This is a genomic window from Geodermatophilus sp. URMC 62, from assembly GCF_052931475.1.
This window is the reverse complement of record NZ_JBRFHY010000001.1, coordinates 738,205-759,714: the sequence shown is the minus strand read 5'-3', so window position 1 is coordinate 759,714 and position 21,510 is coordinate 738,205. Positions and strand designations below refer to the sequence as shown.

The 21,510-nt window shown below is 73.6% G+C and carries 24 protein-coding genes; 6 read left to right on the top strand and 18 right to left on the bottom strand.

Features of this window, described 5'->3' with window-relative positions:
- Positions 1-322: 322 nt before the first annotated feature.
- From ACU616_RS03605 to ACU616_RS03585, 5 genes are all read right to left on the bottom strand, one after another.
- Positions 323-2,068 (bottom strand): FAD-dependent oxidoreductase, encoded by a 1,746-nt coding sequence (locus tag ACU616_RS03605; protein WP_446757124.1) that lies wholly within the window; start codon positions 2,066-2,068, stop codon positions 323-325.
- Positions 2,065-3,405 (bottom strand): MFS transporter, encoded by a 1,341-nt coding sequence (locus tag ACU616_RS03600; RefSeq protein ID WP_446757123.1) that lies wholly within the window; start codon positions 3,403-3,405, stop codon positions 2,065-2,067. Before ACU616_RS03600 ends, ACU616_RS03605 begins: the two co-directional genes overlap by 4 nt.
- Positions 3,406-3,698: 293 nt before the next feature.
- Complete coding sequence (locus tag ACU616_RS03595) at positions 3,699-4,022, bottom strand: antibiotic biosynthesis monooxygenase family protein (protein ID WP_446757122.1); 324 nt, start codon at positions 4,020-4,022, stop codon at positions 3,699-3,701.
- Between the two features lie 30 nt (positions 4,023-4,052).
- Positions 4,053-4,736 (bottom strand): hypothetical protein, encoded by a 684-nt coding sequence (locus ACU616_RS03590; protein WP_446757121.1) that lies wholly within the window; start codon positions 4,734-4,736, stop codon positions 4,053-4,055.
- Between the two features lie 27 nt (positions 4,737-4,763).
- Complete coding sequence (locus ACU616_RS03585) at positions 4,764-5,099, bottom strand: hypothetical protein (RefSeq protein WP_446757120.1); 336 nt, start codon at positions 5,097-5,099, stop codon at positions 4,764-4,766.
- Between the two features lie 86 nt (positions 5,100-5,185).
- Here ACU616_RS03585 and ACU616_RS03580 point away from each other — a divergent pair, with 86 nt between their 5' ends.
- From ACU616_RS03580 to ACU616_RS03570, 3 genes are all read left to right on the top strand, one after another.
- Complete coding sequence (locus tag ACU616_RS03580; protein ID WP_446757119.1) at positions 5,186-6,313, top strand: sensor histidine kinase; 1,128 nt, start codon at positions 5,186-5,188, stop codon at positions 6,311-6,313.
- The gene (locus ACU616_RS03575) at positions 6,310-6,936 is read left to right on the top strand and encodes a response regulator (RefSeq protein ID WP_446757118.1); all 627 of its coding nucleotides are present in this window, start codon (positions 6,310-6,312) and stop codon (positions 6,934-6,936) included. The genes ACU616_RS03580 and ACU616_RS03575 overlap by 4 nt, the downstream gene beginning before the upstream one ends.
- A 196-nt stretch (positions 6,937-7,132) precedes the next feature.
- The gene (locus ACU616_RS03570; RefSeq protein WP_446757117.1) at positions 7,133-7,540 is read left to right on the top strand and encodes a response regulator; all 408 of its coding nucleotides are present in this window, start codon (positions 7,133-7,135) and stop codon (positions 7,538-7,540) included.
- A 106-nt stretch (positions 7,541-7,646) separates the two neighbouring features.
- Here ACU616_RS03570 and ACU616_RS03565 read toward each other — a convergent pair whose 3' ends face one another.
- A complete protein-coding gene (locus ACU616_RS03565) occupies positions 7,647-8,369 on the bottom strand; it encodes a DUF4389 domain-containing protein (RefSeq protein ID WP_446757116.1) in 723 nt (240 codons plus the stop codon).
- 470 nt (positions 8,370-8,839) lie between these two features.
- Between ACU616_RS03565 and ACU616_RS03560 the strand changes: the two genes are divergently transcribed.
- A complete protein-coding gene (locus tag ACU616_RS03560) occupies positions 8,840-9,451 on the top strand; it encodes a TetR/AcrR family transcriptional regulator (RefSeq protein ID WP_446757115.1) in 612 nt (203 codons plus the stop codon).
- Positions 9,452-9,546: 95 nt separating this feature from the next.
- Here the strand turns inward: ACU616_RS03560 and ACU616_RS03555 are convergent, their stop codons facing one another.
- From ACU616_RS03555 to ACU616_RS03545, 3 genes are all read right to left on the bottom strand, one after another.
- The gene (locus tag ACU616_RS03555) at positions 9,547-9,807 is read right to left on the bottom strand and encodes a hypothetical protein (RefSeq protein WP_446757114.1); all 261 of its coding nucleotides are present in this window, start codon (positions 9,805-9,807) and stop codon (positions 9,547-9,549) included.
- A gap of 136 nt (positions 9,808-9,943) precedes the next feature.
- Positions 9,944-10,675 (bottom strand): DUF6544 family protein, encoded by a 732-nt coding sequence (locus ACU616_RS03550; RefSeq protein ID WP_446761447.1) that lies wholly within the window; start codon positions 10,673-10,675, stop codon positions 9,944-9,946.
- 32 nt (positions 10,676-10,707) lie between these two features.
- The gene (locus tag ACU616_RS03545; RefSeq protein WP_446757113.1) at positions 10,708-11,148 is read right to left on the bottom strand and encodes a hypothetical protein; all 441 of its coding nucleotides are present in this window, start codon (positions 11,146-11,148) and stop codon (positions 10,708-10,710) included.
- Positions 11,149-11,442: 294 nt separating this feature from the next.
- Between ACU616_RS03545 and ACU616_RS03540 the strand changes: the two genes are divergently transcribed.
- Positions 11,443-11,874 (top strand): hypothetical protein, encoded by a 432-nt coding sequence (locus tag ACU616_RS03540; protein WP_446757112.1) that lies wholly within the window; start codon positions 11,443-11,445, stop codon positions 11,872-11,874.
- Between the two features lie 136 nt (positions 11,875-12,010).
- Here ACU616_RS03540 and ACU616_RS03535 read toward each other — a convergent pair whose 3' ends face one another.
- From ACU616_RS03535 to ACU616_RS03510, 6 genes are all read right to left on the bottom strand, one after another.
- A complete protein-coding gene (locus ACU616_RS03535) occupies positions 12,011-12,883 on the bottom strand; it encodes a CPBP family intramembrane glutamic endopeptidase (RefSeq protein ID WP_446757111.1) in 873 nt (290 codons plus the stop codon).
- Positions 12,884-13,051: 168 nt separating this feature from the next.
- Positions 13,052-13,483, bottom strand: coding sequence for a hypothetical protein (locus ACU616_RS03530; RefSeq protein ID WP_446757110.1), 432 nt, complete (start codon positions 13,481-13,483; stop codon positions 13,052-13,054).
- Positions 13,484-13,502: 19 nt separating this feature from the next.
- On the bottom strand, positions 13,503-14,450 hold the full coding sequence (locus tag ACU616_RS03525; RefSeq protein ID WP_446757109.1) for an NAD-dependent epimerase/dehydratase family protein: 948 nt from the start codon (positions 14,448-14,450) through the stop codon (positions 13,503-13,505).
- Complete coding sequence (locus tag ACU616_RS03520; protein ID WP_446757108.1) at positions 14,447-15,043, bottom strand: hypothetical protein; 597 nt, start codon at positions 15,041-15,043, stop codon at positions 14,447-14,449. The genes ACU616_RS03525 and ACU616_RS03520 overlap by 4 nt, the downstream gene beginning before the upstream one ends.
- Before the next feature lie 5 nt (positions 15,044-15,048).
- The gene (locus ACU616_RS03515) at positions 15,049-15,759 is read right to left on the bottom strand and encodes a hypothetical protein (RefSeq protein WP_446757107.1); all 711 of its coding nucleotides are present in this window, start codon (positions 15,757-15,759) and stop codon (positions 15,049-15,051) included.
- A gap of 34 nt (positions 15,760-15,793) precedes the next feature.
- Complete coding sequence (locus ACU616_RS03510) at positions 15,794-16,120, bottom strand: hypothetical protein (protein ID WP_446757106.1); 327 nt, start codon at positions 16,118-16,120, stop codon at positions 15,794-15,796.
- 67 nt (positions 16,121-16,187) lie between these two features.
- Between ACU616_RS03510 and ACU616_RS03505 the strand changes: the two genes are divergently transcribed.
- A complete protein-coding gene (locus ACU616_RS03505; RefSeq protein WP_446757105.1) occupies positions 16,188-19,094 on the top strand; it encodes an AfsR/SARP family transcriptional regulator in 2,907 nt (968 codons plus the stop codon).
- Positions 19,095-19,383: 289 nt separating this feature from the next.
- Here the strand turns inward: ACU616_RS03505 and ACU616_RS03500 are convergent, their stop codons facing one another.
- The 3 genes from ACU616_RS03500 to ACU616_RS03490 all read right to left on the bottom strand — a co-directional run bounded on the left by ACU616_RS03500 (position 19,384) and on the right by ACU616_RS03490 (position 21,509).
- Positions 19,384-20,361, bottom strand: a complete 978-nt coding sequence (locus ACU616_RS03500; RefSeq protein WP_446757104.1) for an NAD(P)-dependent alcohol dehydrogenase — start codon at positions 20,359-20,361, stop codon at positions 19,384-19,386.
- Between the two features lie 94 nt (positions 20,362-20,455).
- A complete protein-coding gene (locus tag ACU616_RS03495; protein ID WP_446757103.1) occupies positions 20,456-21,220 on the bottom strand; it encodes a DUF4386 domain-containing protein in 765 nt (254 codons plus the stop codon).
- A 28-nt stretch (positions 21,221-21,248) separates the two neighbouring features.
- The gene (locus tag ACU616_RS03490) at positions 21,249-21,509 is read right to left on the bottom strand and encodes a hypothetical protein (RefSeq protein ID WP_446757102.1); all 261 of its coding nucleotides are present in this window, start codon (positions 21,507-21,509) and stop codon (positions 21,249-21,251) included.
- Position 21,510: the final 1 nt, after the last annotated feature.

Below are 21,510 nucleotides of genomic sequence, written 5' to 3'. Positions count from 1 at the left end.
CAAACCGTGCCGGTTACCCAGGCGCCGCGGGAGTCGGGCGTTCCTCTCACGCGGGGCGGCCGGTGGCTGCCCAGGCGGCACCAGAACGGCGAGCAGGAGTCCCCAGGCGCACGTACGCGGTCACCGGCCGCCGCGCGACCCACGTGCTCATCGCCGGTCGGAATCGCCCACCGACCGGCGCTGGCCCTGCTCTTCGGGATGCTGCTGGACCAGTGCGTGTCACGAGCAGCAGGAACGGTGTCCTGGGCGAGATGACAGGTCCCTCGAGGGGAGGTTCAGCAGCCCTTCGGTCCTCCCAAGCACCCGGCCCGGCAGGCGGGCTTTACACGCGCGCCGGGTTCGTCACCTGCTCGCGGTCCGCGGCCAGGTCGGCCAGGTAGCGATGGACGGAGCCGACGGTGACCGAGCCCTCGCCGACGGCTCCGGCGACCCGCTTGACCGATCCGTAGCGGACGTCGCCTGCGGCGAAGACACCCGGTCGGCTGGTCTCGAAGGGGTAGGGGTCCCGGGCCAGCGGCCAGTCGGAGATGGGGATGTCGCGGCCGGTGAGGACGAAACCGTGCTCGTCGAGGCGGACCACGGGGGCCAGCCAGTCGGTGCGCGGCTCGGCGCCGATCATGACGAAGACCGCCGCCGCGACCGCGTCCTCCCTCCGGTGCGTCCACCGGTCCTGCAGGGTCAGGCCCTCCAACCGGGTGTCGCCGCGGCCGCCGACCACCTGGGTGTGCAGCCGGACCTCGACGTTCGGCGTGACCTCGATCTGGCGGACGAGGTAGTCCGACATGCCAGCGGCCAGCGACCCGCCGCGCACCAGCAGCGTGACCCGGGCCGCGTACCTGGCGAGGTGCAGGGCGGCCTGCCCGGCGGAGTTGGCGCCGCCGACGACATAGACCTGCTCGCCTGTGACCGCCGGTGCCATCACTCCGGCCGCGCCGTAGAAGACACCGGCGCCGGTGAGCCGGTCGAGGTCGGTGATGCCCAGGCGCCGATAGCGCACGCCGGCGGCGAGGATGACAGCCCGGGCCGCCACGGAGCCGCCGTCGTGGAAGCCGAGCACGTGCCGCCCGCCGTCGGTGGTCAACGCGGTTACCTCGTGGGTGAAGACGAACTCGGCGCCCAGCAGGGTGGCCTGCTGCCAGGCGCGGTGAGCCAGCTCCCCGCCGCTGATGCCCCCGGGGAAGCCGAGGTAGTTGCGGATCATGGAGCTGGTGCCAGCCTGCCCGCCGATGGCCCGCTCCTCCACCACCAGGGTGCTCAGCCCCTCGGAGGCGCCGTAGACGGCGGCGGCGAGCCCCGCCGGCCCGGCGCCGAGGACCACCAGGTCGTAGTCCTCGGTGGCGGGCCGGATCCGGATGCCGTGGGAGACGGCAAGCTCCACCAACGACGGCCGGTACAGCACGGATCCGTCGTGCCGGACCACAGCCGGCAGCCGCCGGACGTCGATCCCGTGGTCGTGCACGAGCCGGCGGCCGGCGTCGCTGTCCGGCGAGTGGAAGAGGTACGGCACGCCGTTGACCGTCATGCTGTCCCGGAGGTCGTGGCAGCGCGGATCCCACGGGTCGCCCACAATCCGGTACACCACGTGGCTCGGCCGGTGCGTCCTCGACCACGTGCTGAGGGCCTCCTGCACCCGGGGGTAGAGCCACTCCTCGGGGTTGCTCCAGCCCTTCACCATCCACGCGTCGATCTGGCCGAGCGCGCTCGCGCGCTGCAGGGCGGGCAGCTCGCCGAACGGGATCCGGGTGTGGTTCTCGTCCATGTCGAACAGCAGCAGCCGGGTGGCACCGCGGTGCAGGACGGCGGCCTGCTGGAGGAGGACGACGCCGTCGCCGTCGGACAGGTGCAGGTCCGCGGCCACCAGGGCGACCGGCTCCCCGGCTTCTGACAGGCGACCCAGTTCGGCGCGGGCAACCGCGGCCGAGCCGGCGGTGAGCACCCGGTAGTCCGCGCCGAACCGGTGCTCCAGGGCGGCGGCCGTGGTCGCCACATCCAGCGGATCTCCGCCGACGACCAGCAGGACCGGCCGCCGCGCCCCGACCGGCAGGGTGTCGTCCTCCGGGCCGGTCATGCCACTGGTTCGGTGCGGTCGGGCGCGGGTGCGGGCGCGGTTGCCGGTGACCCGGTCTGCTCGGGCAGGGGGGAGGCGCGGTCCATGTCGAGGCGGCGCAGGGCCGGGTTGAACAGCATGCCGAGAGTGACCACCAGGTAGATCGCGCCGAGGGTGACGATGGTCGGCACCAGGCCAGCACCCTCGATGACGAAGCCGACGATGGCGATGACGATCGGGGCCAGCGACGCCGACAGCGACTGCAGCGCGCCGAACACGCGCCCGTAGACGTCGGCGGGCGTGATGGTCTGCACCACCGTGAAGATCAGCGGCACGATCGGGCCGGCCACGACGGCGCCCAGCAAGGCCAGCAGCAGCATGACTCCCAGGGGCGGGGTCAGTGCCAGCCCGCCGTAGAGCAGCAGTGCTCCGCCGGCACCGGCGACCAGGAACACCAGTCGCCGCGGCATGCGGTGACCGATCAGGCCGAAGACCGCGGCACCGATCAGCGCGCCCGCGCCGATGGCGGAGGTCAGGGCGCCGAAGGCGGTGGGGCTACCCCAGATGTCGCGGGCATACACCGGCAGCACCACCGTGACAAGCGAGCCGTCCAGGGCGTTGGCGACCGCCACGACGGTGACGATCGACAGGAGGAGGCCGTTGGAGAACACGAACCTCAGCCCGACGAGCAGGTCGGCCCGGTACCTGCGGCCAATCTGGGCCACGGCGGCCGCGCCCTCCTCGTGGCTGCGCGGGTGCACGAACAGCGCGATGAGGACCGCAGAAGCGGCGAACGTCACCGCGTCGACGTAGAGCACGTTCTCCGGGCCGAGGGCGGCGATGAGCACGCCGCCGACGATCGGGCCGACCAGCAGCGTGGCCTTCGCGATCGTGCGGTCGACGCCGTTGGCCCGCTCGATGGTCGTGCCCGCGCGGTGTGCCAGCCCGGGCACCAGGGCGTACCGGGCGGCGTCGCCGGGGCCTTGCATACATGTGATGACGAAGACCAGGACGAGGATCAGCCAAAAGGGCAGCGCACCGGCGGCGTAGAGCAGCGGGATGCCGGCGATCAGGACGGCGCTGGCGACGTCGGTGAGGACGCTGGAGCGCTTGAAGCCGAACCGGTCGATCAGCGGGCCGCTGAGCACCCCGGAGAGCACCGCGCCGAGGGTCATCGCGGTGGCGACGAGTCCGGTGCGCGCGGCGCTGCCAGTCGTCTGGAGGATGAACCACGGGACGGCCACGTTGGTCATCGCGCTGCCCAGCGCGGAGATCCCGTTGGCGCCCCACAGGGCGAACATGCCGGTCCGGTCGGCTCGGATCGGTGAGCGGGCGGCGACGTCTTCGTTGGCGGTCATCAGGTCCTCCGGCCTGCATGAGGCGCGTGCGATGCGGCACCGGGCTCACGGGCTTGGACCCGGTGTTCACCTGGTTCTCGAGAACGGGGCGCCCATGATGCCGATCCACGACTGGTGACAACAGGTCCTCGGGAACGGGGTCGCAGGTGGCACGCCGGGCATGAGGGACGCGCTGGCCGTCACGGGAGCACTGCGGAGACGAGGACGTGGAGCAGCACGCACGGCTGTGCGGTCGGCTGCCCGGATCGGCAGAGGTGGCCGGCCTGCCCCGTGCGGCACGGTCATCCGCGGCCTCATCGGTTCGGTGCCTCCTGTGCAGCGCTGTGGGCGGCCTCCACGGTGTAGAGGCCTGGGGAAGGGGAGAAGTCGGCCATCTGGGCGGCGATCGCAGCGAACTCGGGGCTGCCGACGGCGGTCTGCCAGGTCTCGACGGAGTCGAGTTCGGCGACGTTGACATAGCGGAACCGGGTTCGTGGGTCCAGCGCCCTGTGCAGGCGTGTGGTGCGGTAGCCGCCCCTGTGGCGGAGCAGGTCGTCGGCCTGCCGCCACAGTTGCAGGAAGCGCTGGTCCTGCTCGGGGGCGACCTCGAAGCAGTTGATGAGGATGGCGGAGCTCATGGGGTCCTCCTCGTTGTGCGGGATTCGGGGTCAGGCGGTGGGAACCGGCTGGGGCCGGGTGTGCGGGCGGGCGGAGCGGGCGACGAGGTAGCCGGTCGCGGCCGCCCAGGCGAGCAGGAGCAGCAGGGAGAGCTCGAGCACCGGCATCAGGGCGTCGACGCCGATCAGCGCGGCGCTGCCCACCAGGAGCAGGGGGACGAGGACGGCTGCGGTGACCTGCAGCCAGCGGGGCGCGGCGCCGACTCGCGCGGCTGCCGTGGTCGCGACCGCGGCGAAGGCCGCGAGCAGGGCGATCTTGAGCACGTCGACGAAGTCGATGGCGAGCAGCAGCGTGCGGCTGGTCGTGGCGGCGTGCTCGCCGACGACCGCGGCGACGGCGAGGGCGAACTGCAGGAGGGACAGCGCCGCTGCGGTGAGGCCGATCCCGACCACGGCCCGGCGCAGCCCGCCGCGGACGCCGGTCACTCGGGCGATCCCGACCGCGAGTCCGGCGAGGGCGAGGCCGGCGGTTCCGTGCACCAGCAGCGCGGAGGAGATCACAGCCGGTCCGTGGTCGGCGTAGAACTCGGCGATCCCCGAGGCCGGCGCGTCGTACCCCGGCGCGGCCGGCGCCAGCAGCAGACCGGCGATCCAGGACAGCACGTAGGCGGCAGCGGCGACCGCGGGGGTGTTCGGCGAGCGCACGGCGACGGGGGTGGGGACGGTGGTGGACACGGCGGATCTCCTCCAGGTGATGAGGTGTCACTGGTTCCAGACGGCGAGCAGCACGGCGTTGCCGACGGCGAGCGCGGTCACCGCGGCGGTGGCGGACAGGCCGGCGCCGAGCCGCCGGAGGGCGGTGAGGCCGAGGGCGAGGGCGGCCAGCTGGGTGGCAATCCGCAACGGCGGCGGCACGGACGGGCCGTGCACGAGCAGCACCCAGCCGACCGCCACGGCGCCCGGCATCAGCACGACGGCGGCCAGCCGGCCGGCGCGCGGCCGGGCGCCTCGCCACGCGGCGACGGCGACGAGGGCCAGCAGGCCCAGCTCCAGCCCGAAGCGGACGGCGAGGTTGAGGCTCTGCGCTGCGGCGAGCATGCGAGAACGGTGCAGCCCGCGGGCCGCCGGATCGTCGGCGCGCGGGTGGGTCTTCGGCGTCCACCCGTGGGTGGAGACTGTCGGTCGTGCACGGACAGCCGCGGTGGGTCCTGCCGGTCGGGCTCGCCGTGGTCACGCTGGTGGTGGTCGCCAACGCCGGCAGCAGCGTCGGGCTCGGGACCTCCGGCGACGCCCTGCTCGTCACCCTGGCGGTGGCGGTCTACGCCGCCGCGGCCCTGGTCTTCCTGCTGTGGTTCGACGCGCCGGTCCGGATCACCGTGGCGCTGCTGCTGGTCATGGCCGTGGCCTCGGCCGCCGCCCGGCACGGCGATCCGACCGGCACCGGCGGCATCGGGCTCTACCTCGGCGTCGCCTACGCGCCACTGCGGTTGCCCCGCCGCCCGGCCGTGGCCGTCGCCGCCGTCAGCGTGCTGCTCTTCGACGTCGTGCTGGCGCTCGAGGCGCCGAACGCGGCGGTGTTCATCACCGTGGTGACCGGCGGCGCGGCGCTGTTCTTCCTGTTCGGCCTGCTACTGCGCACCGAGCAGGAGCAGCGCGCCCGGGCCGACCGGCTGGTCGTGCAGCTGGAACGCAGCCGGGAGGCGGAGAAGGCCTCCGCCGCACTCGCCGAGCGCACCCGCATCTCGCGGGAGATGCACGACGTCCTCGCGCACACGCTGTCCGCGCTGGTCCTGCAGCTGGAGGCCCTCGCCGTCCGGGCCGAGCGCGCCGCCGACCCCCTGGCCGACGGCCTGGCCCGCGCGCACCAGCTGGCGCACGGGGGGCTGATCGAGGCCCGCCAGGCGGTCTCCACGCTGCGCGGGGACGTCGTGCCCGGACCCGGCGCACTGCCGGAGCTGCTCGCGCAGCACGAGGCGGCCACCGGAACGCCGTGCACCCTCGACGTCCGCGGCGAACCGGTGCCGCTGACCCCCGAGGCATCGCTGGCGGTCTACCGCACCGTGCAGGAGGCGCTGACCAACGCCCGCAAGCACGCGGCCGGCGCTCCGGTCCACGTCCGGCTGGACTGGCGGCCCGACGGCGCGGTGGTCGAGGTCCACGACGCCGGCGGCCACGAGCGGATCGCCCTGCACCAGACCGGCGGCGGGCACGGCCTGTCCGGCCTGGCCGAGCGCGCGGCTCTGCTCGGCGGGCGGCTGCACGCCGGCCCGGCCGACGACGGGTTCCACGTCCGGCTCGAGGTCCCGGCGTGATCCGCGTCCTGGTCGTCGACGACCAGCGCCTGGTGCGCGAGGGGCTGACCGCGCTGCTCGAGCTGGTCGACGATCTCGAGCTCGTCGGCGTCGCCGAGGACGGCGCGCAGGCGGTCGACCAGGTCGCCGACCGGCAGCCCGACGTGGTCCTGATGGACCTGCGCATGCCGGTGATGGACGGCGTCGAGGCCACCCGCCGGATCCGTCAGGACCACCCGGACGTGGAGGTCGTGGTGCTGACCACACACGCCGACGACGAGTCGGTCCTCGCCGCCCTGCGCGCCGGCGCCCGCGGCTATCTGACGAAGGACGCCGGGATGGCCGAGATCGCCCGCGCCGTCTCCGCCGCCGACGCCGGCCAGGCGCTGCTCGACCCGCACGTGCAGGCCCAGGTACTGCAGGGCCTCACCGCCAGAGGCCGCCCGGCGCCGCTCACCGACCGGGAGACCGAGGTGCTCGCGCTCATCGCCGACGGGCTGTCCAACGCCGAGATCGCCACCCGACTGGTCGTCTCCGAGGCGACGGTCAAGACGCACATCAACCGGATCTTCGCCAAGATCGCTGCGCGCGACCGCGCTCAGGCTGTTCGATGGGCCTACCGGCACGGGGTCGCTCAGCCGTAGCAGGGTGATCCCCGAACCGCCCTGCAGGACGCACCGGCGAGGTGACGGCCCTTTCAGGGGGGCCTGCCGTACTTGGGGCAGCATGCGCTCCTGTGAGCGCACAGCCTGATGACCTCGCGGCGGCGCGCGTCTTCCTGGTTGATGACCACGCGGTGGTGCGCGTGGGGCTGGCGGCCTACCGGCGACCGAGCCGGGGATGACGGTGGTCGGCGAGGCCTCCGACGGCAGACGGGCGGTCGACCGGCTGGCGGTCCTCGACCGTGCGGGAGAGCTGCCCGACGTCGTCCTCATGGACCTGCAGATGCCAACGATGGACGGGGTGGCCGGCACCGCGGAGATCAAGCGGCGGTGGCCAGAGGTCGAGGTCGTGGCGGTGACCTCGTTCGTGGGGGAGGAGCGGGTCCGGGCGGCGCTGGAGGCTGGCGCTACCGACTACCTGCTCAAGGACGCCGACGCCGACGAGGTCGCCGCGGCTGTCCGCGCCGCCGTGGCCGGTGAGGTGCACCTGGACCCCGCCGCGGCGCGGGCGCTGACCGCGGCGCCGCGGGCCCCACCCTGCCGCCACCGGCCGGCCACGCCCGCCTCCGGACCGCCCGCGCCCTGACTCCGAGACGCCGACCTGCCGGATGTTGCGGACGAGGCGTCCCCGGCTTCCCGGACCCGTCGCCCGAGGGGTCGACACCTCGGGCGACGAGCGATCCCCGCGGCAGTCAGCGCGCGGGGGCGGCCGTGGTCGGCGGCGACACGGTCGGCATCCCGGTCGGCGGCGGTCCGATGGGCTCGGCAGGGACCGAGCCGGGGTCGGTGCCGCCCATGTCGAGCCGGAAGGGCGGATAGCGGTCGGTCATCAGTGCCGTGTAGGCGGCCACCCGCAGCGCCCACCGGTCCATGCCGAGGACGAAGTCGTAGAGCGGCTTGGGGTAGCGGCCGGTGAACAGCAGCACGATCGCGGCGATCAGCACGAGCAGGCCGACCAGGCCGCCGATGGCGCCCCAGCTGTCTTCCCAGCCGTCCGTCCCGGCGCCGGTGCTCAGCCACAGCCCTCCCCCGATGAAGACCGCCAGCACGAGGTAGTGCGGGATCGCGAGCAGCCACTTCACGAAGATCAGGCCACGGGAGAGCCGTTCCGGATAGGCGACGTCCAGGTGCGCCGGGTAGTCCGGCACCTCGGCGAGGGTGAACGGCGGATAGCGGTCGGTGCCGTTGGCGCCGTAGCCGTAGTAGTGCACCCGCCAGGACCAGCGCATCACGCCGACGTTGAAGTCGAACAGACCACGCGGATAGCGCGCGGTGAACAGGATGGCGAAGAACGCGATCACGCCGACCACCCAGAAGGCCAACCACAGGAAGACCAGCACGACGAGGTGCGGGACCAGCAGCAGCCACTTGACCAGCCACAGGCCACGGGAGGGCGCATCCAGCGACGCGTCCACGCGGACCGGATATGGCGTTCGGCTCTCCGTCATGTCTCCTCCTCGCAGGACAGGTGTGGTGCTGCTCCCCGTGATCTGCGCGGCTCGACCGGGCCGGATCGGCCCCATCGCCACGAGAGTCGTGCGGTCAGACCGCCGATGGGGCTCCCGCCCGGCGGCGTCGTCGAGTCGAGCCGTGCGGATGCCGCAGTCGCTCGCGTGGCCCGCCGGGGGACTCCGTCCGCTCCGGCAGCCGAGCAGGCACCCACCCGGGTCCTGAGCCCGGCCGGCGAGGCGGATCCGCTGGCGACATCGCGCACCTCCCGGCAGTCGCGAGACGGTCCTCGGCGGGACGGCTGCGATGACGGCAACGTAGTCCCGGTGCAGGCCTTTTCGCAACTACTGGTTGCGTATCCCTGTTGTGTAACCTGTCAGATGGCCTTGAGCTGCGGGTTCTCTGCAGCTGATTCCGATACGAAGGGTCGTCGATCATGGGGCTCGGACGGGACGCCGCGGCGTCGGGCCGTGGCCGGCCACGGGACCCCACCCTCGACGCCCGCATCCTCGACCAGGTCCTCGACCTGCTCGCCTCCCGCGGCTACGCCGGCCTGACCCTCGACGAACTCGCCGCCCGCAGCGGCGTCGCCAAGACCACGATCCTGCGCCGCTGGCCGTCGAAGGCCGCGGTCGCCGCCGCCGGTGTCGAGCGAGTGGCCCTGCAGAGCATCGATGTACCCGACTCCGGCACCCTGCGCGGCGACCTGCATGCACTCCTGCACGGCGCGGTGGACACCTTCGTGCGCGGCCGCGGGCAGTTCGTCCCCCGGCTGCTCCGCGAGGCCGGCCACCACCCCGAGATCGCCGACCTGCTGTTCACCGTCATCCACACCCGCCGACAGGCCTACCGGCGCGTCCTGGCGCTGGCGATCGCCCGCGGCGAGCTCGCCCCGTCGGGCGACCACGAGTTGCTCATCGATCTGCTCATCGGCCCGATCTGGACGCGGCTGCTGATCACCCGCGACCCCATCACCCGCGAGTACGTCGACTCGATCGTCGAAACCGTGGTGGCGGCCTTCGACGTCAAGCCCGCGACAGGAGCATGACCGGTGGACTCGTAGCAGCCATCCGACCGCGCGGCTCTGTCGCTGCACCGAAGGCCGATGAGTCGATCTGGATGCGATTGCTGATCACACGGTCCTCATCCGCCATTACGTGAGCCGCCCTCGTCACCGCAGTGCTCACCGCCGCCGAGGCCGCGCCGACCCATCAGCCAGTGGAGGCCCGTCGCGGGGAGCTTCGTAATCGGGTCACTGACAGGGAGTTGCCGGCGCCCGAGCACCCAGTTCGCCGAGGCCGCCCAGGCGAGCAGGACAACCGGCGACACCACGAGGAGCGCGTACAGGGTCGAGCTGTCGATGACGAAGGCCAGCCCGCCGCGGACGAGCAGCGGGGGGAACATGTGGCCGAGGACGCGCACCCAGTCAGGCGGCGCACCGGCCCGGGTGCTAACCCAGGTCCCGGTGACGGCGAAGGTCGCAGCAGGTGGCCGGCACCGGCCAACAGCCGCTACCCACGGCCCGGTCCGGTGCGCGTCCCTACCGGAACGTGGCCTCGGTGATCCGGGCACGGAAGAACTCGCCGTCCGATTGCCGGTCCGTTCCCCACCACCAGCCCGCGCGCAGCTCGGAGCCGATGACCACACTGGCGAAAGCCTGCTCAGCCTCGATCGCGACACCGAACGGGTATCGACCGAACGGCGCCCCGTTGGGATTGCCCCAACGCTGCATGAGGACGCCGAGCAGCTCGCCGTGCGGACCGATGTGGAGCTCGGCGCTCTCGTCTTGTCCGTCGATCCGCCAGGTGACGACGACGCGGTCGGCATCGGAGCCGGGTGTCCAGGTGGCCGCTGGAAAAGTAGTCGGCACCAGAGCCATCTCCCCGGCCAGGCGGCCGGCGGCGCTGCGGGTGACGTCGGGCCCGGTGGCGGACATGAAGGGGACCAGCCCACCCAGCCGCCAGCGCATCTGGCCCGACCCAGAGCTGAGTCGGTCGAAACCGATCACCGGGATCCCGGAGAACCGAGCGGTCGCGGCCCAGACGAAGCCCCGCGGCGGGGCGAGCACCTGGCGCGCGGTGAAGGGCCGCCAGGCGCCGAGGCGGATCTGGCCGTGCATCGAGAGCTCCACCGACTGCCACAGCGGGGTGCCCGGTGCGATCGCGTGGGTCAGCCAGCGGCGCGCCGGTTCCGGCAGATCGGCGACCATCGAGGGTTCGAAGGCCTTCGGTCGGTCCGTGCTTCTGCACAGCAGGTCCCAGTCTCGTCGCACGCGGCGCGCAGCCCGGGGCGCCGAGGAGCCGGTCACCGCGGCCGTCCCGCATCGAGCCGCCTGGGGCTGCGGTGGGCCGCGGCGACGGCGGCCGCGACGGCGATCAGCACGGCGGCGTCGACGGCCAGACCGGCCAGCGCGATCGAGGCCGAGGGCAGCAGCACCGCGATGGACACCAGCGCGGCGAGCAGACCGACCGGCCGCCACGCGGGGCGCCCTGCAAGCAGCAGGACCGCGGTCAGCAGGAACAGCAGCGTGGCCGCCAGCCACACTCCGCCGACGATCGTCCCGGGAAGGGAAGCTGACGCCGGCGACACGTCGTCGTAGCGCAGCTGACCCGGCTCCTCCCACCGCCACAGCAGCGCGACACCCAGCAGGTGGATCAGGCCGTGCACCGCCAGCACCGCGGCGGCTGCCGCGCGCAGCAGCCGATGCGCGCCCAACCGCGCCTCCAACGACTCGGAGCCCGTCATCCGAGGGACCGTAGCCGCCGACGTGCCCGTCGAGCGGCTGGCATCTCGTGGCCGGGGCGGGATGCCTCACGTTGCCGAGCAGGGCGGCGGGAACAGGGGCGCTCGGTGGGCGGCCGTTGCTTCCCGCCGGCCGCGAGTCAGCCCGCAGGACGGTAGGTTCGGCCAGGCTGGTCGGTTGGCGAACCACCCTGCGGGGACGCGCGGCGGAACCCCGCCTCGGTGGTCGGTGTTCCCGCAGCCCTCCGACACGGGATGAGACCTCGGGACGGGAGACTGGCGCTGCGCCGCATCACGATGCTGCTGCTCCTGGTCCTTGTCACAGGGGGCTGGGTTGGCGGCATCAGCTTCCTGACCGACTCGAGCGGACGCGGCCTGGGCATGACGACCGACCAGCTGCCGCGGTGGCCGTTGCTCGATGACTACACGCTGCCGGGAGTGCTGCTCCTTCTCGGCTTCGGCGTGCTGCCGCTACCCGCGGTCGTGCTGCTGGCCCGCCACCGCGCGGCCGGCTTCCTGGCTGCAGCGGGGGTTGGGATCCTGCTGGACGCCTGGATGCTGGTGCAGGTCGCCGCGATCGGGCTTCTCTTCCCCGGCATGCAGATCGGTTTCCTGGCGCTCGGTGGAGTGCTGATCGCGCTCGGGTCGACCGGTGCGCGGCGTGCCACCAACGGTGGGGACCGGGTCAGAACCGGCCACCCGGAAGGGCCGTCCAGCAGAAGTCCCTGACCCTCACCGCGCCGGCGACCACGCCCGGTGCGCTCTCGGTCGGGCCCGGCACCCTCGATGCGACGTGGATGCGGTCAGCCCGCGGACGAGGTCGGGGTTTCGGGTCCTGACCCCATCCCGGGCGCCGTCCGCAGGGTCAGCGACCGGTCGGCGGAGACGCCGCGGCCGGGCGGTCGTCGTCGTCCGATCGGCCGGCCGGCGCCGCCGAGGTGCGCAGCAGGTGGTGCAGGACGACCAGCCCGATCAGGGTGACCCCGGCGCCCATCACGGTCGGGATCAACTCCGGCCCGAGCGGCGAGGTGGTCGCGATGTCGAACCAGGCGTGGAAGACCGCCACGATCAGCAGGCTGCCCCGGCCCAGCCGGTTCAGCCACGCGAAGATCCACGACGCGACCCAGATGCTGGCGGCGAATCCGACGAACCCGACCGCGGGCATCGCCCGATAGCTGGGCGTGATGCCGAACAGCGGCAGATGCCAGGCCGCCCACACGATGGCCACGACGTTGGCCGCGAGCACGGTCGGGTAGCGCCGCTCCAACTGCGGCTGCAGGAAGCCGCGCCAGCCGATCTCCTCACCGAAGCCGAAGCACACCAGGTTGGCCAGCCAGTACATCCCGATCGGCAGTGCGGCGAACTCCTCGGACCGACCGAACGCCGACCAGTCCAGGTCCGACAGCGACTGCCCACCGACCAGTTCGGACACGGCGGCGGCCAGGACCAGGAGCAGCGGCGGCACACCCAGCGCGAACACCCACGCCCGGCCACGGCCCCGCCAGGCCACCACGCGACGTGCCAGACCGGCCAGACCTGCCCGACCGCGAACGGCCGCGGTCACCACGATGCCGGCGACTGCCGGCCCGAGGCTGCCCAGCAGGTGCAGCACCGGCTGCGGGGAGCCGCCGATCCACCCCTGCGTCTGCGCCAGCAGCGGCAGCCACGCCGACCAGGTCAGCGCTGCGGCCAGGAGCACGTACGCGGTCACCGGCCGCCGCGCGATCCAGGCCGTCATGACCGAGAAGCATCGCCCACCGACCGGCGCCACCGTGAGCCCGCGCGGCACGGGAGAGTTCCCCTGCAGACGCTCGATTCGCCCGACGGGGGGCTGCCTAGCGGCGACGTCACCGCCAGCCCGGTGGTCAGGGGGCTGTGGACGCGGCCCGCCTCGCCCGCGCCGACATCATGGGGTGGAACGGCGGAGGTGGACGTCGCCTCGTTTGCGGTGTGCGTAGTGCCGGATGTGCAGCGTGGCACAGCCGGCCAGCCCGCGGATGGCGCGGTCGGCCTCGTCGTCGTCGACGACGTGCACCCACAGGGCGTAGCGGCCGTCACGGGCGTGACCGGGGTGAGGATCGGCAGTCTCGTGGCCGTCGGTGAAGGCCGTGACGACGCAACGCGGCAGGCTCATCTGCGCGGTGTAGCGCGCGTAGTCGTCGAGGATCTGCCTCGGGGTGATGGTCCTCAGCTTCGGGTTGGCGAATCCGGCGGCGCGGTGTGCTGCGGCAGCCCGTTCGGGCTCGTCGGGGCCGGGGAGGATGGCGACCAGGAGGCCCTTCGGGTGAAAGACCATCGGCCGGGAGCCGAGGTCCGGGTCCCGGTCGGTCGTGCCCACCGGTCAGACGACCTCGTCCTCAGTCATCGCGGTAGCTCTGCAGGGTGTCGGCGAGAGCCTGCTCGAGCGGGGTGGCCTCGACGCCGAGCTTGTTGGCGATCTTGCTGCTGTCGACGATGAACGGCTCGGCGAACTGGTACTGCATCTCCACCAGTTCCCGCATCGTCGGGTTGATCAGGCCGAGCGCCCGCAGCAGCAGCGGCGGCATCGCGCGGAACCGGCCGCGGGGTTGCCCGGCTTGGCGGAACGCGACGTCGACCAGTTGGCGGGTGGTGCGGGTGTCGGGGTCGTTGGGCAGGTGCCACACCTGCCCGGGGGCGTCGGGGTGTTCGCCGAGGACGGCGAGGCCTTCGCCGATGTCGGGGATGTAGGTGTAGGTGTGCGGCTGGTCGGGGTCGCCGAGCACGGTGGCGGTCCTGCCGGCCAGGGCGGCCGGGAGGAGGCGGTCGCCGAGGTTGGACTCGGCGCCGCCGTGAGGTCCGAAGTAGTCCGACGCGCGGCCGATCGCGACCTCGACGCGGCCGGCGTCGTGCGCGGCGAGCAGCTCGAGGGCCATCGCGCCGCGCAGCCGGCCCTTAGTGGTGTGCGCGTCGTAGGCGCGGTCCTCTGTCAACGGCCGCCCGGCTGGGCGCCCGTACATGTAGACGTTCTCCATGCTGACGAGGCGGGCGCCGGCGGCCTCGGCGGCGGCGAGCACGCCGGCCTGCAACCGGGGGAACTGCGCGGTCCACTCGGCGTAGGGCGGGTTCAGCGCCTGGTAGACCACCTCGGCACCCCGGGCAACGGCTGCGGTGAAGGCGGGGTCGCGGGCGTCACCGGCGACGACCTCCACGTCGTCGGGGACGCACGCCCGACCGGACCGGTTGACCAGGCGGGCGGTCTGGCCGCGGCGGCGCAGCGCGTCGAGGACGGCCAGGCCGATGGCGCCGGTGCCGAAGATGACGTGCCGGGGCGTCTTGGTGCTCATGCTCGTGCCTCACTCGGTGTCGGGTCCGCGGCGGAGTCGGCCGCGGTGCGGTCGGGCAGGAGGAGGGCGAGGAGCAGCCCGGAGAGGGCTGAGAAGGTGATCGCGCCGTAGGCGCCGAAGACGGTGAACTGCTCGTCGACGGCGATCCCGCCCAGGGTGGTCGTGGTCCAGCCCAGCGCCAAGAGCGCGGGCATCGCCGCGGCCCAGGCCCACCGCGGCCGAGCGCCGCGGGGCAGGGCCAGTGCCTGTACGGGTCCGAGGGCGAGCCCGGTGAGCGCGCCCATCAGGGCCAGGTCGGCCAGCGACGTGTCGTAGCCGACGGTGACCGCGCCGAGGAGCAGTCCCGAGCCCATGCCGATCACGGTGGCCGGGACCCACCTGCGGATGTCGAGCCGTCCCCGGCTGGCCAGCGTCTGGCCGGCGCCGATGGCGGCTCCGGCCACGGCTCCGCCGAGCAGCGCCGCGATCGGGTCGTCGACCCGGCCAGCGGCCGCGGTGCCGGCCAGGCCGGCAAGGGGAAAGGCGAGGAACCCGGCGGTCCAGATCAGCCAGGTGCGGACACGGGATGCTCGGGACGTTCCGCTGGTGGTCATGGGAGTCAGCTCCTGACGTCGGCGGTGGCCGGCGGAACGGGGACGGGGGACCGGCGGCGTTGCCGCAGGACGAGGGCGGCGGCGAAGAGGACCAGCCACACGCTCCACAGGACGTAGCCGGTGAAGTTGGCGGTGTCGATCAGCGGCAGGTCCAGGGGCGAGAGCACGCCGGCGAGGACCAGGGCCGCCGAGACCGATCCCAGCGCGAGGAACCAGGGCCCGGCGAAACCGGATCCGAGGGCGGCGAGGACGAGCAGCGTCCACCCGGCGGTGAGCACGTAGCCGCCGGTCTCACCGACCAGGTTGCCCAGGACGCGGTTGGCCGTGCCGAATGCGGCGCGGGCGACGGCGGCCGCTTCCGGGTTGCTGCCCGCGGCGGTGGCGGCCCAGCCGGGCACCAGCAGGGGCCAGCGCAGCAGGCCGACCACTTGGACCACGGCGGCGGCGATGCCGACGGGAACCGCCCAGCGCATCGGGCGCGCGGCCGACAGCCGGCCCACGCCCACGGCGACGGGGGCGAGCAGCGCCGCGCCCAGGGCGAGGGCCAGGAACCAGGCGCTGACGGCTCCCTGCGACTGGCGGAAGAGGGCGAGCACGTCCTCGGCGGGCTGCTTGAGCACGTCGGGGTAGTCGAAGACGCTGCCCAGGCCGGTGAAGGCCACGTTGAGCAGGACGGCGGCCGTGACCATCAGGACTGCGGTGCGGCGGGGTGTCATGGCGGACTCCTCGGAGGTGCACGGGGCGAGCAGGTCAGTGCTGCGTGGACAGCGCGGCGATGTGGGCGACCAGCACGGCGTCGGGGTGGTCAGCGAGGTGGTCGCGGGCCAGGAGCAGGGCGCGGTCGTGGTCACCGCACAGGTGCGCCGACGCCACGGCGACCAGTTGGCGGTCGCGGATGCAGGTGGCGGCCGCAGCGGCCCGGACGAGCAGCTCCGGCCGGCCGGGGGCAACCAGGGCGGCGGCGACGAGCACGGCCGGGTCGCGGCTCGTGCAGGCGGCCTCGACGAGCGCGTCGGTCGTGCCGGCGCTGCCCGCAATGAACTCCCTGATCAACTGTTGGGGGCTGGTGGCTGCCATGTGCGGAAGCCTCGAGGGGAGGGCTGACGACGCACTGACGACGGGCTGACGGCTCTAGGCTCGCCCGGTGCTCACCGTCGCGGTGCTGGGCCGGGTGGAGGTGCGGCGCGACGGGATGCCGGCTCCCGTTCCCGGCGGCCTGACCACGGAGCTGCTGGTGCGGCTGGCGCTGGACGCCGGCCGTCCGGTCCGCGCCGAGCGGCTGGTGGAGGAGTTGTGGCCAGGCACGACGGGAACCCGGCTCAACACATTGCAGGCAAAGGTGTCACAGCTGCGCCGGGCACTCGGCGACCCGGCCGCGCTGACCGGCGCCTCCGAGGGCTACACGCTTGCTGTCGACCCGGGCCGGGTCGACGCGGTGCGCGCCCTCCGGCTCGCGGACGAAGGCGCCGCCCTGCTGGCAGCGGGGAACCCCGCTGCTTCCGCGGCCGTCTGCCGGGAGGGGCTGGTCCTGTTCGGCGCCGAGGTGCTGCCCGCGGCGGGCGGAGCGGGCTGGGCCCTTCCGCACCGGGTGCGCCTGGAGGAGACACGGCTGCGGCTGCTGGAGGACGAGCTGGCCGCGCGCCTCGCTCTCGGGGCCACGGGAGAGATCGTGGGTGAGCTGGAGTCGCTGGTCGCCGTCCAGCCGCTGCGCGAGCGGCTGTGGGCGCTGCTGATCACCGCGCTGTACGGGGACGGGCGTCAGGCGGATGCGCTCGCGGCCTCCCGGCGGGTGGCCCGGATCCTGACCGACGAGCTCGGCGTGGACCCCGGCCCGGAGCTGACGGCCCTCGAGCGACGGGTGCTGGCGCACGACCCGGCGCTCATGCCCGATGTCGCGTCTGCGCCCACCGGGCGCCGCCACGGGAACATCCCGGTGCCGGCGACCCCGCTCGCCGGCCGCGTCGATGACCTGGCTGCGCTGCTCCTGGCCCTGGAGGACCACCGCCTGGTCACGGTCGTGGGTCCCGCCGGCGTGGGCAAGACCCGGCTGGCCGTCGAAGCCGCCGGCCAGACGTCCGCCCCGGACGGCGCGTGGCTGGTGCGGCTGGAGGGCGTCCGCACCGCCGGCGAGCTGCCCGTCGCGATCGCGGACGCCGTCCCGGGAGTGGACGGCTCCCGCGGGGACGTCGCCACGGATCTGCGCGGAGCCGACGTGCTCCTGCTGCTGGACAACTGCGAGCACCTGGCGGAGGGCGTCGCGTCGCTGGTTGCAGCGGTGCTTGCGAGCGCGCCCCAGGTGCGGGTGCTGGCCACCAGCCAGCGGTCACTCGGGCTCGATGGCGAGCAGGTCTGCCCGCTCGACCCACTGCCGGAGGCCGATGCCGTCGCGTTGTTCGCTCAGCGGGCTGGCGAGCGGCGGGCGTCGTTCGTGCTCACCGGCGATACCGCGCCCGCCGTGGCGCAGCTGTGCCGCGCTCTGGACTGCCTGCCGCTGGCGATCGAGCTCGCCGCGGCGCGGACCCGCATCATGACGGTGCCCGAGATCGCCCGGCGGCTCGACGACCGGTTCACGCTGCTCGCCGACCCGACGTCGACCCGCCCGGAGCGCCGGCGCACCCTCGCCGCGGCCTTGTCCTGGAGCTACGACCTGCTGTTCCCCGACGACCAGCGCGGCCTGTGGGCGCTCGCCCAGTTCCCCGGCGGGGCCACTCTGCCGGCGCTCGAGCACGTCCTGAGCGGACTCGGCGTTCCCCCCGGGACCGCCATCGACGTCGTCGACCGCCTGGTCGACCGTTCGCTGGTCACCGCGGACGCCGACGCGGCCGGAGCGACCCGGTACCGCCTGCTGGACAGCGTCCGCGCCTTCGCCGCCGACCGGGCGGCCGAGGCCGGCGCGTCCGGTGCCGCGGCCGACGCACTCGTCGCCTGGACCGCGCAGTTGGCGAGGACCGTCGCCGGGACGGTGCGCGGTGCGGACCAGGCCGCGCAGGTCGCCGCCACCGCGGCCGAGCGGGCCACGATCGACGCCGCCCTGGACCGGGCCCGCGTCACCGAGCCCGTCACGGGCCTGCGGATCGCTGTCGATCTCGGCTGGGCGTGGGTGCTGCTCGATGACGGGGCCGCGGCCGGCCGGCTGCGCGCCGCCCGCCTCGCTGTCGATGAGCCGCCCCGTGACCTCGAGGTGACGGCGCTGCTGCTGGAGAGCTGGCAGGAGGCGATGTCGGGTGACCTCACGGCGGCCCGCATCCTCCTCGACCGGGCTGCTGCTCTGGCCGAGGGGGACGCGTCACTGGCGGTCCTGGCCCGCTGGTACGGCGGCTTCATCCTGCCCCAGGAGGGCCGGGCGGGTGAGGCCCTGGCCGACCTCGCACGCTGCCGGGATGCCTACGCCGGCACCGGAGCTACCTGGGAGGAGGGCGGCAGCTGCCTGCTGGCGGCATTCGCCTTGCTGGCGCTCGGTGACACGGCCGGGGGCCGTGCGGCCTGCGAGGAGGCGATCGCCATCCTGCGGCCGCTCGGCGACGCCTGGGCGCTGCTGCACGCCGAGGGCGCGCTCGGCAGGATCGCGCACGCCGAGGAGCGCTTCACCGACGCCGCACGCCACCACGGGGACGCCGCCGAGTCAGCGGACCGGCTCGGTTTCGGCGGGGCAGCGGCGCTGCACCGCGTACAACTGGGACGCGCCCAGCACGAGGGCGGCGACCCGGCCGCGCCGGACACGCTGCAACGGGCGGTCTCCGGTGCCCAACTCGCCGGAGACCGACGGCTGCTCGCCCTGGCCCAGGTGGCCCAGGCGGAGGTCCTGCGTTGCGCCGGCAACCGATCCGCGGCACGGAACCTGCTGGAGGCCGCCCACCGCTGGTACAGCAAGTCCGGCGCCGGCGAGGGGGCCGCGCTGGCCGCCTGCCTGCGGGCCACTATGTGCGCCGAGGACGGCGAACCTGGCGCCCGGGAGGAGCTGCAGGCCATCCGCGACGCCGCCGAGACCGCCGGTGACCGCGAGGTCCACGCGCTGGCGACCGCCGCGCTCGGGGACCAAGCGGACTTCTGACTGTCCGGTGCGTACGCAGTCCTGGTGACCGGGCGGCCGATGCGCGGCCGCCGCACGAGGGCTCGGTCACGGGGGTGTCCTCCTGCGGTGCGGCACGGAACCGCACCGGCCGCCTGATCGGTCAGGCCCAGGGCATGTCCATCGCAAGGGTGAAAATCACAGCGGACCAGGCATTCGGCTAGGGCCGGCACGCTCCTCGGGACCGAACGATCCCGACGCCGACGCCGACCACACCGCGAACGGCACACCACAGGCCATCGCCGCTGGGGGCGGAGGTCGACCTGCGTCGTCAGGTGGCGGTGATGACGACCTTGCCGCGCGCGTGCCCGTCCTCTACGTGTCGTAGGGCGGCCGCGGTGTCGGCCAGTGGGTAGGTCCGGTCGAGGACGGGAGTGACCTGTCCGGCCTCGACGAGTTCGGTGACGGCGAGCAGGTGCTCCCGAGTCCAGGCGCTCGGCAGTGGCCGCAGCCGCTGGCGGACCAGACCGTTGAGCGCGGCCACGCGGAGGATCTGTCCGATCGGGCCGAGCAGGTGACCGGGTGAGCCGCCGGCGTTGAACACAAGGGTCCCGGTCGGGGTCAGCGCCCTGCGCAGCCGACGCAGCGGCTGGCTGCCGGCGTTGTCGAGGATCACGTCATAGCGCACACGCCCGTCGGAGAAGTCCTCGGCGGTGTAGTCGATGACGTGCGCGGCGCCCATCGAGCGGACCAGCCCGATGTTGCGCGTGCTGCACACGCCGGTGACCTCCGCGCCCAGCGCGGCCGCGATCTGGACGGCGAAGCTGCCGACCCCGCCCGCGGCGCCGTTGACCAACACCTGTTGCCCGGCCCGAACCTGACCGGCATCGCGGATTGCGCGCAGAGCGGTCAGCCCGGCCATCGGCACGGCCGCCGCCTGCTCGAAGGTCAGCCCGGCCGGCTCGGGCACCACCCGGTCCGCGGTGGTGCGCGCGTACTCGGCGAAGGCGCCGTCGAACCAGCCGAGCACCTCGTCGCCAGGTGCCAGGCCGCGCACGCGTGAGCCGACCGTCTCTACGCGTCCGGCCCCGTCGACTCCGGCGATCCGCTGCTTCGGCCGGGTCAGCCCGACACCGCCGATGAGCCGGGCGATGTAGGGGTCGCCGCGCAGCATGTGCCAGTCGTAGGGGTTGACCGCGGCGGCGTGCACGCGCACCAGCACGTCGTCGGGGCCGATGTGGGGGAGGCCGGTGTCCACGAACTGCAGGACGTCCGGGGGGCCGAACCGCTCCTGGACGATTGCCTTCATCGCTCCTCCTTCGTTCCTCGCGGGTGGTCGGGTCCGGGAGCCGGCCCGGCCTCCCCACGCGGGTGGGGCGGCCGGGGCCGGGAACGGCGTGCGCTCAGGCCGGGGAGAGCTGCGAGTTCCGGTCGCCGGCGGCGGAGGGGAGCGCGGCGACGGCTGCCGGCTTGAAGCCCTTGACTGTCAGGTAGACGCCGAGGGAGAACTCCCACGCGGCGATCGGGAGGGCGGCGAGCGCGATCGGGCCGGTCCGGTCGAAGACTCCGAAGAAGATCGCGATGTCGGCGGCCAGCAGCAGCGGGGCGCCGATGAGCCCGATGGTGGGCAGGACGCGGGGCACGAGGCCGGACCGGTACAGGACGTAGCCCAGGCACAGCGCGTTGAAGACCGGCGCGAGGCTCTGGCTGAGCAGGAACGTCCAGTCGTAGGTCGCGGCCAGGGTGTGGCCGGTGGTGACCAGCGACGCCGGGTCCGCGTCTGCGGTGCCGGCGACGTCGTTCCGCAGGGTGACGAGAGAGAGGACGCTGACGACGCCGACGATGATGAGCGCGCCCTCCACCACGCGGGATGTGACGAACCCGAGGGCGGCGGTCTCGCTGATCCGCTTCGCCACCGGGAACAGCACCACGGCGGTGCCGATGCCTGCCAACGCGACGATGACCTCGGAGAAGGCGCCCAGCAGCACGCCGGTGTCGCTGCCGGCGCCGAGAACGAAGTCGGCGCCGTTCCGCACCGGCCGGAACACGATGAGGGTGGGGATCGACACGAAGGTGATCAGGTACAGGATCCCGGCGGCCAGGGAGGTCCGGCGCATCCGGTCCATCGACGGTCGTGTCGCTGCGGGAGTGTCCACGGTCGTGCTCATGTCGGGTCCTTTGCGAGGGTTGGCTTGGTCACCTGGTGGAGTTGTGCGGCTGGTCTGGGCCGAGTTGGGTGACTGCGAGCAGCGGCAGGCCCAGGTCGCGGACCTTGCGCAGTACGCCGTGCAGGGCGGCCTGGTCGAGCACCGCGCCGGTGAGGACGGTGCTGCCGTCGTCGGCGGGGGTGAGGGTCATCCCGTCGAACCAGTCGGCCCATCGGGGGTCGAGACGGCCCCCGAGGCGGATCTCGTAGCGGCTGGAGTCGGCAGAGCGGCCGTTGGTCTGCCTCGTCATC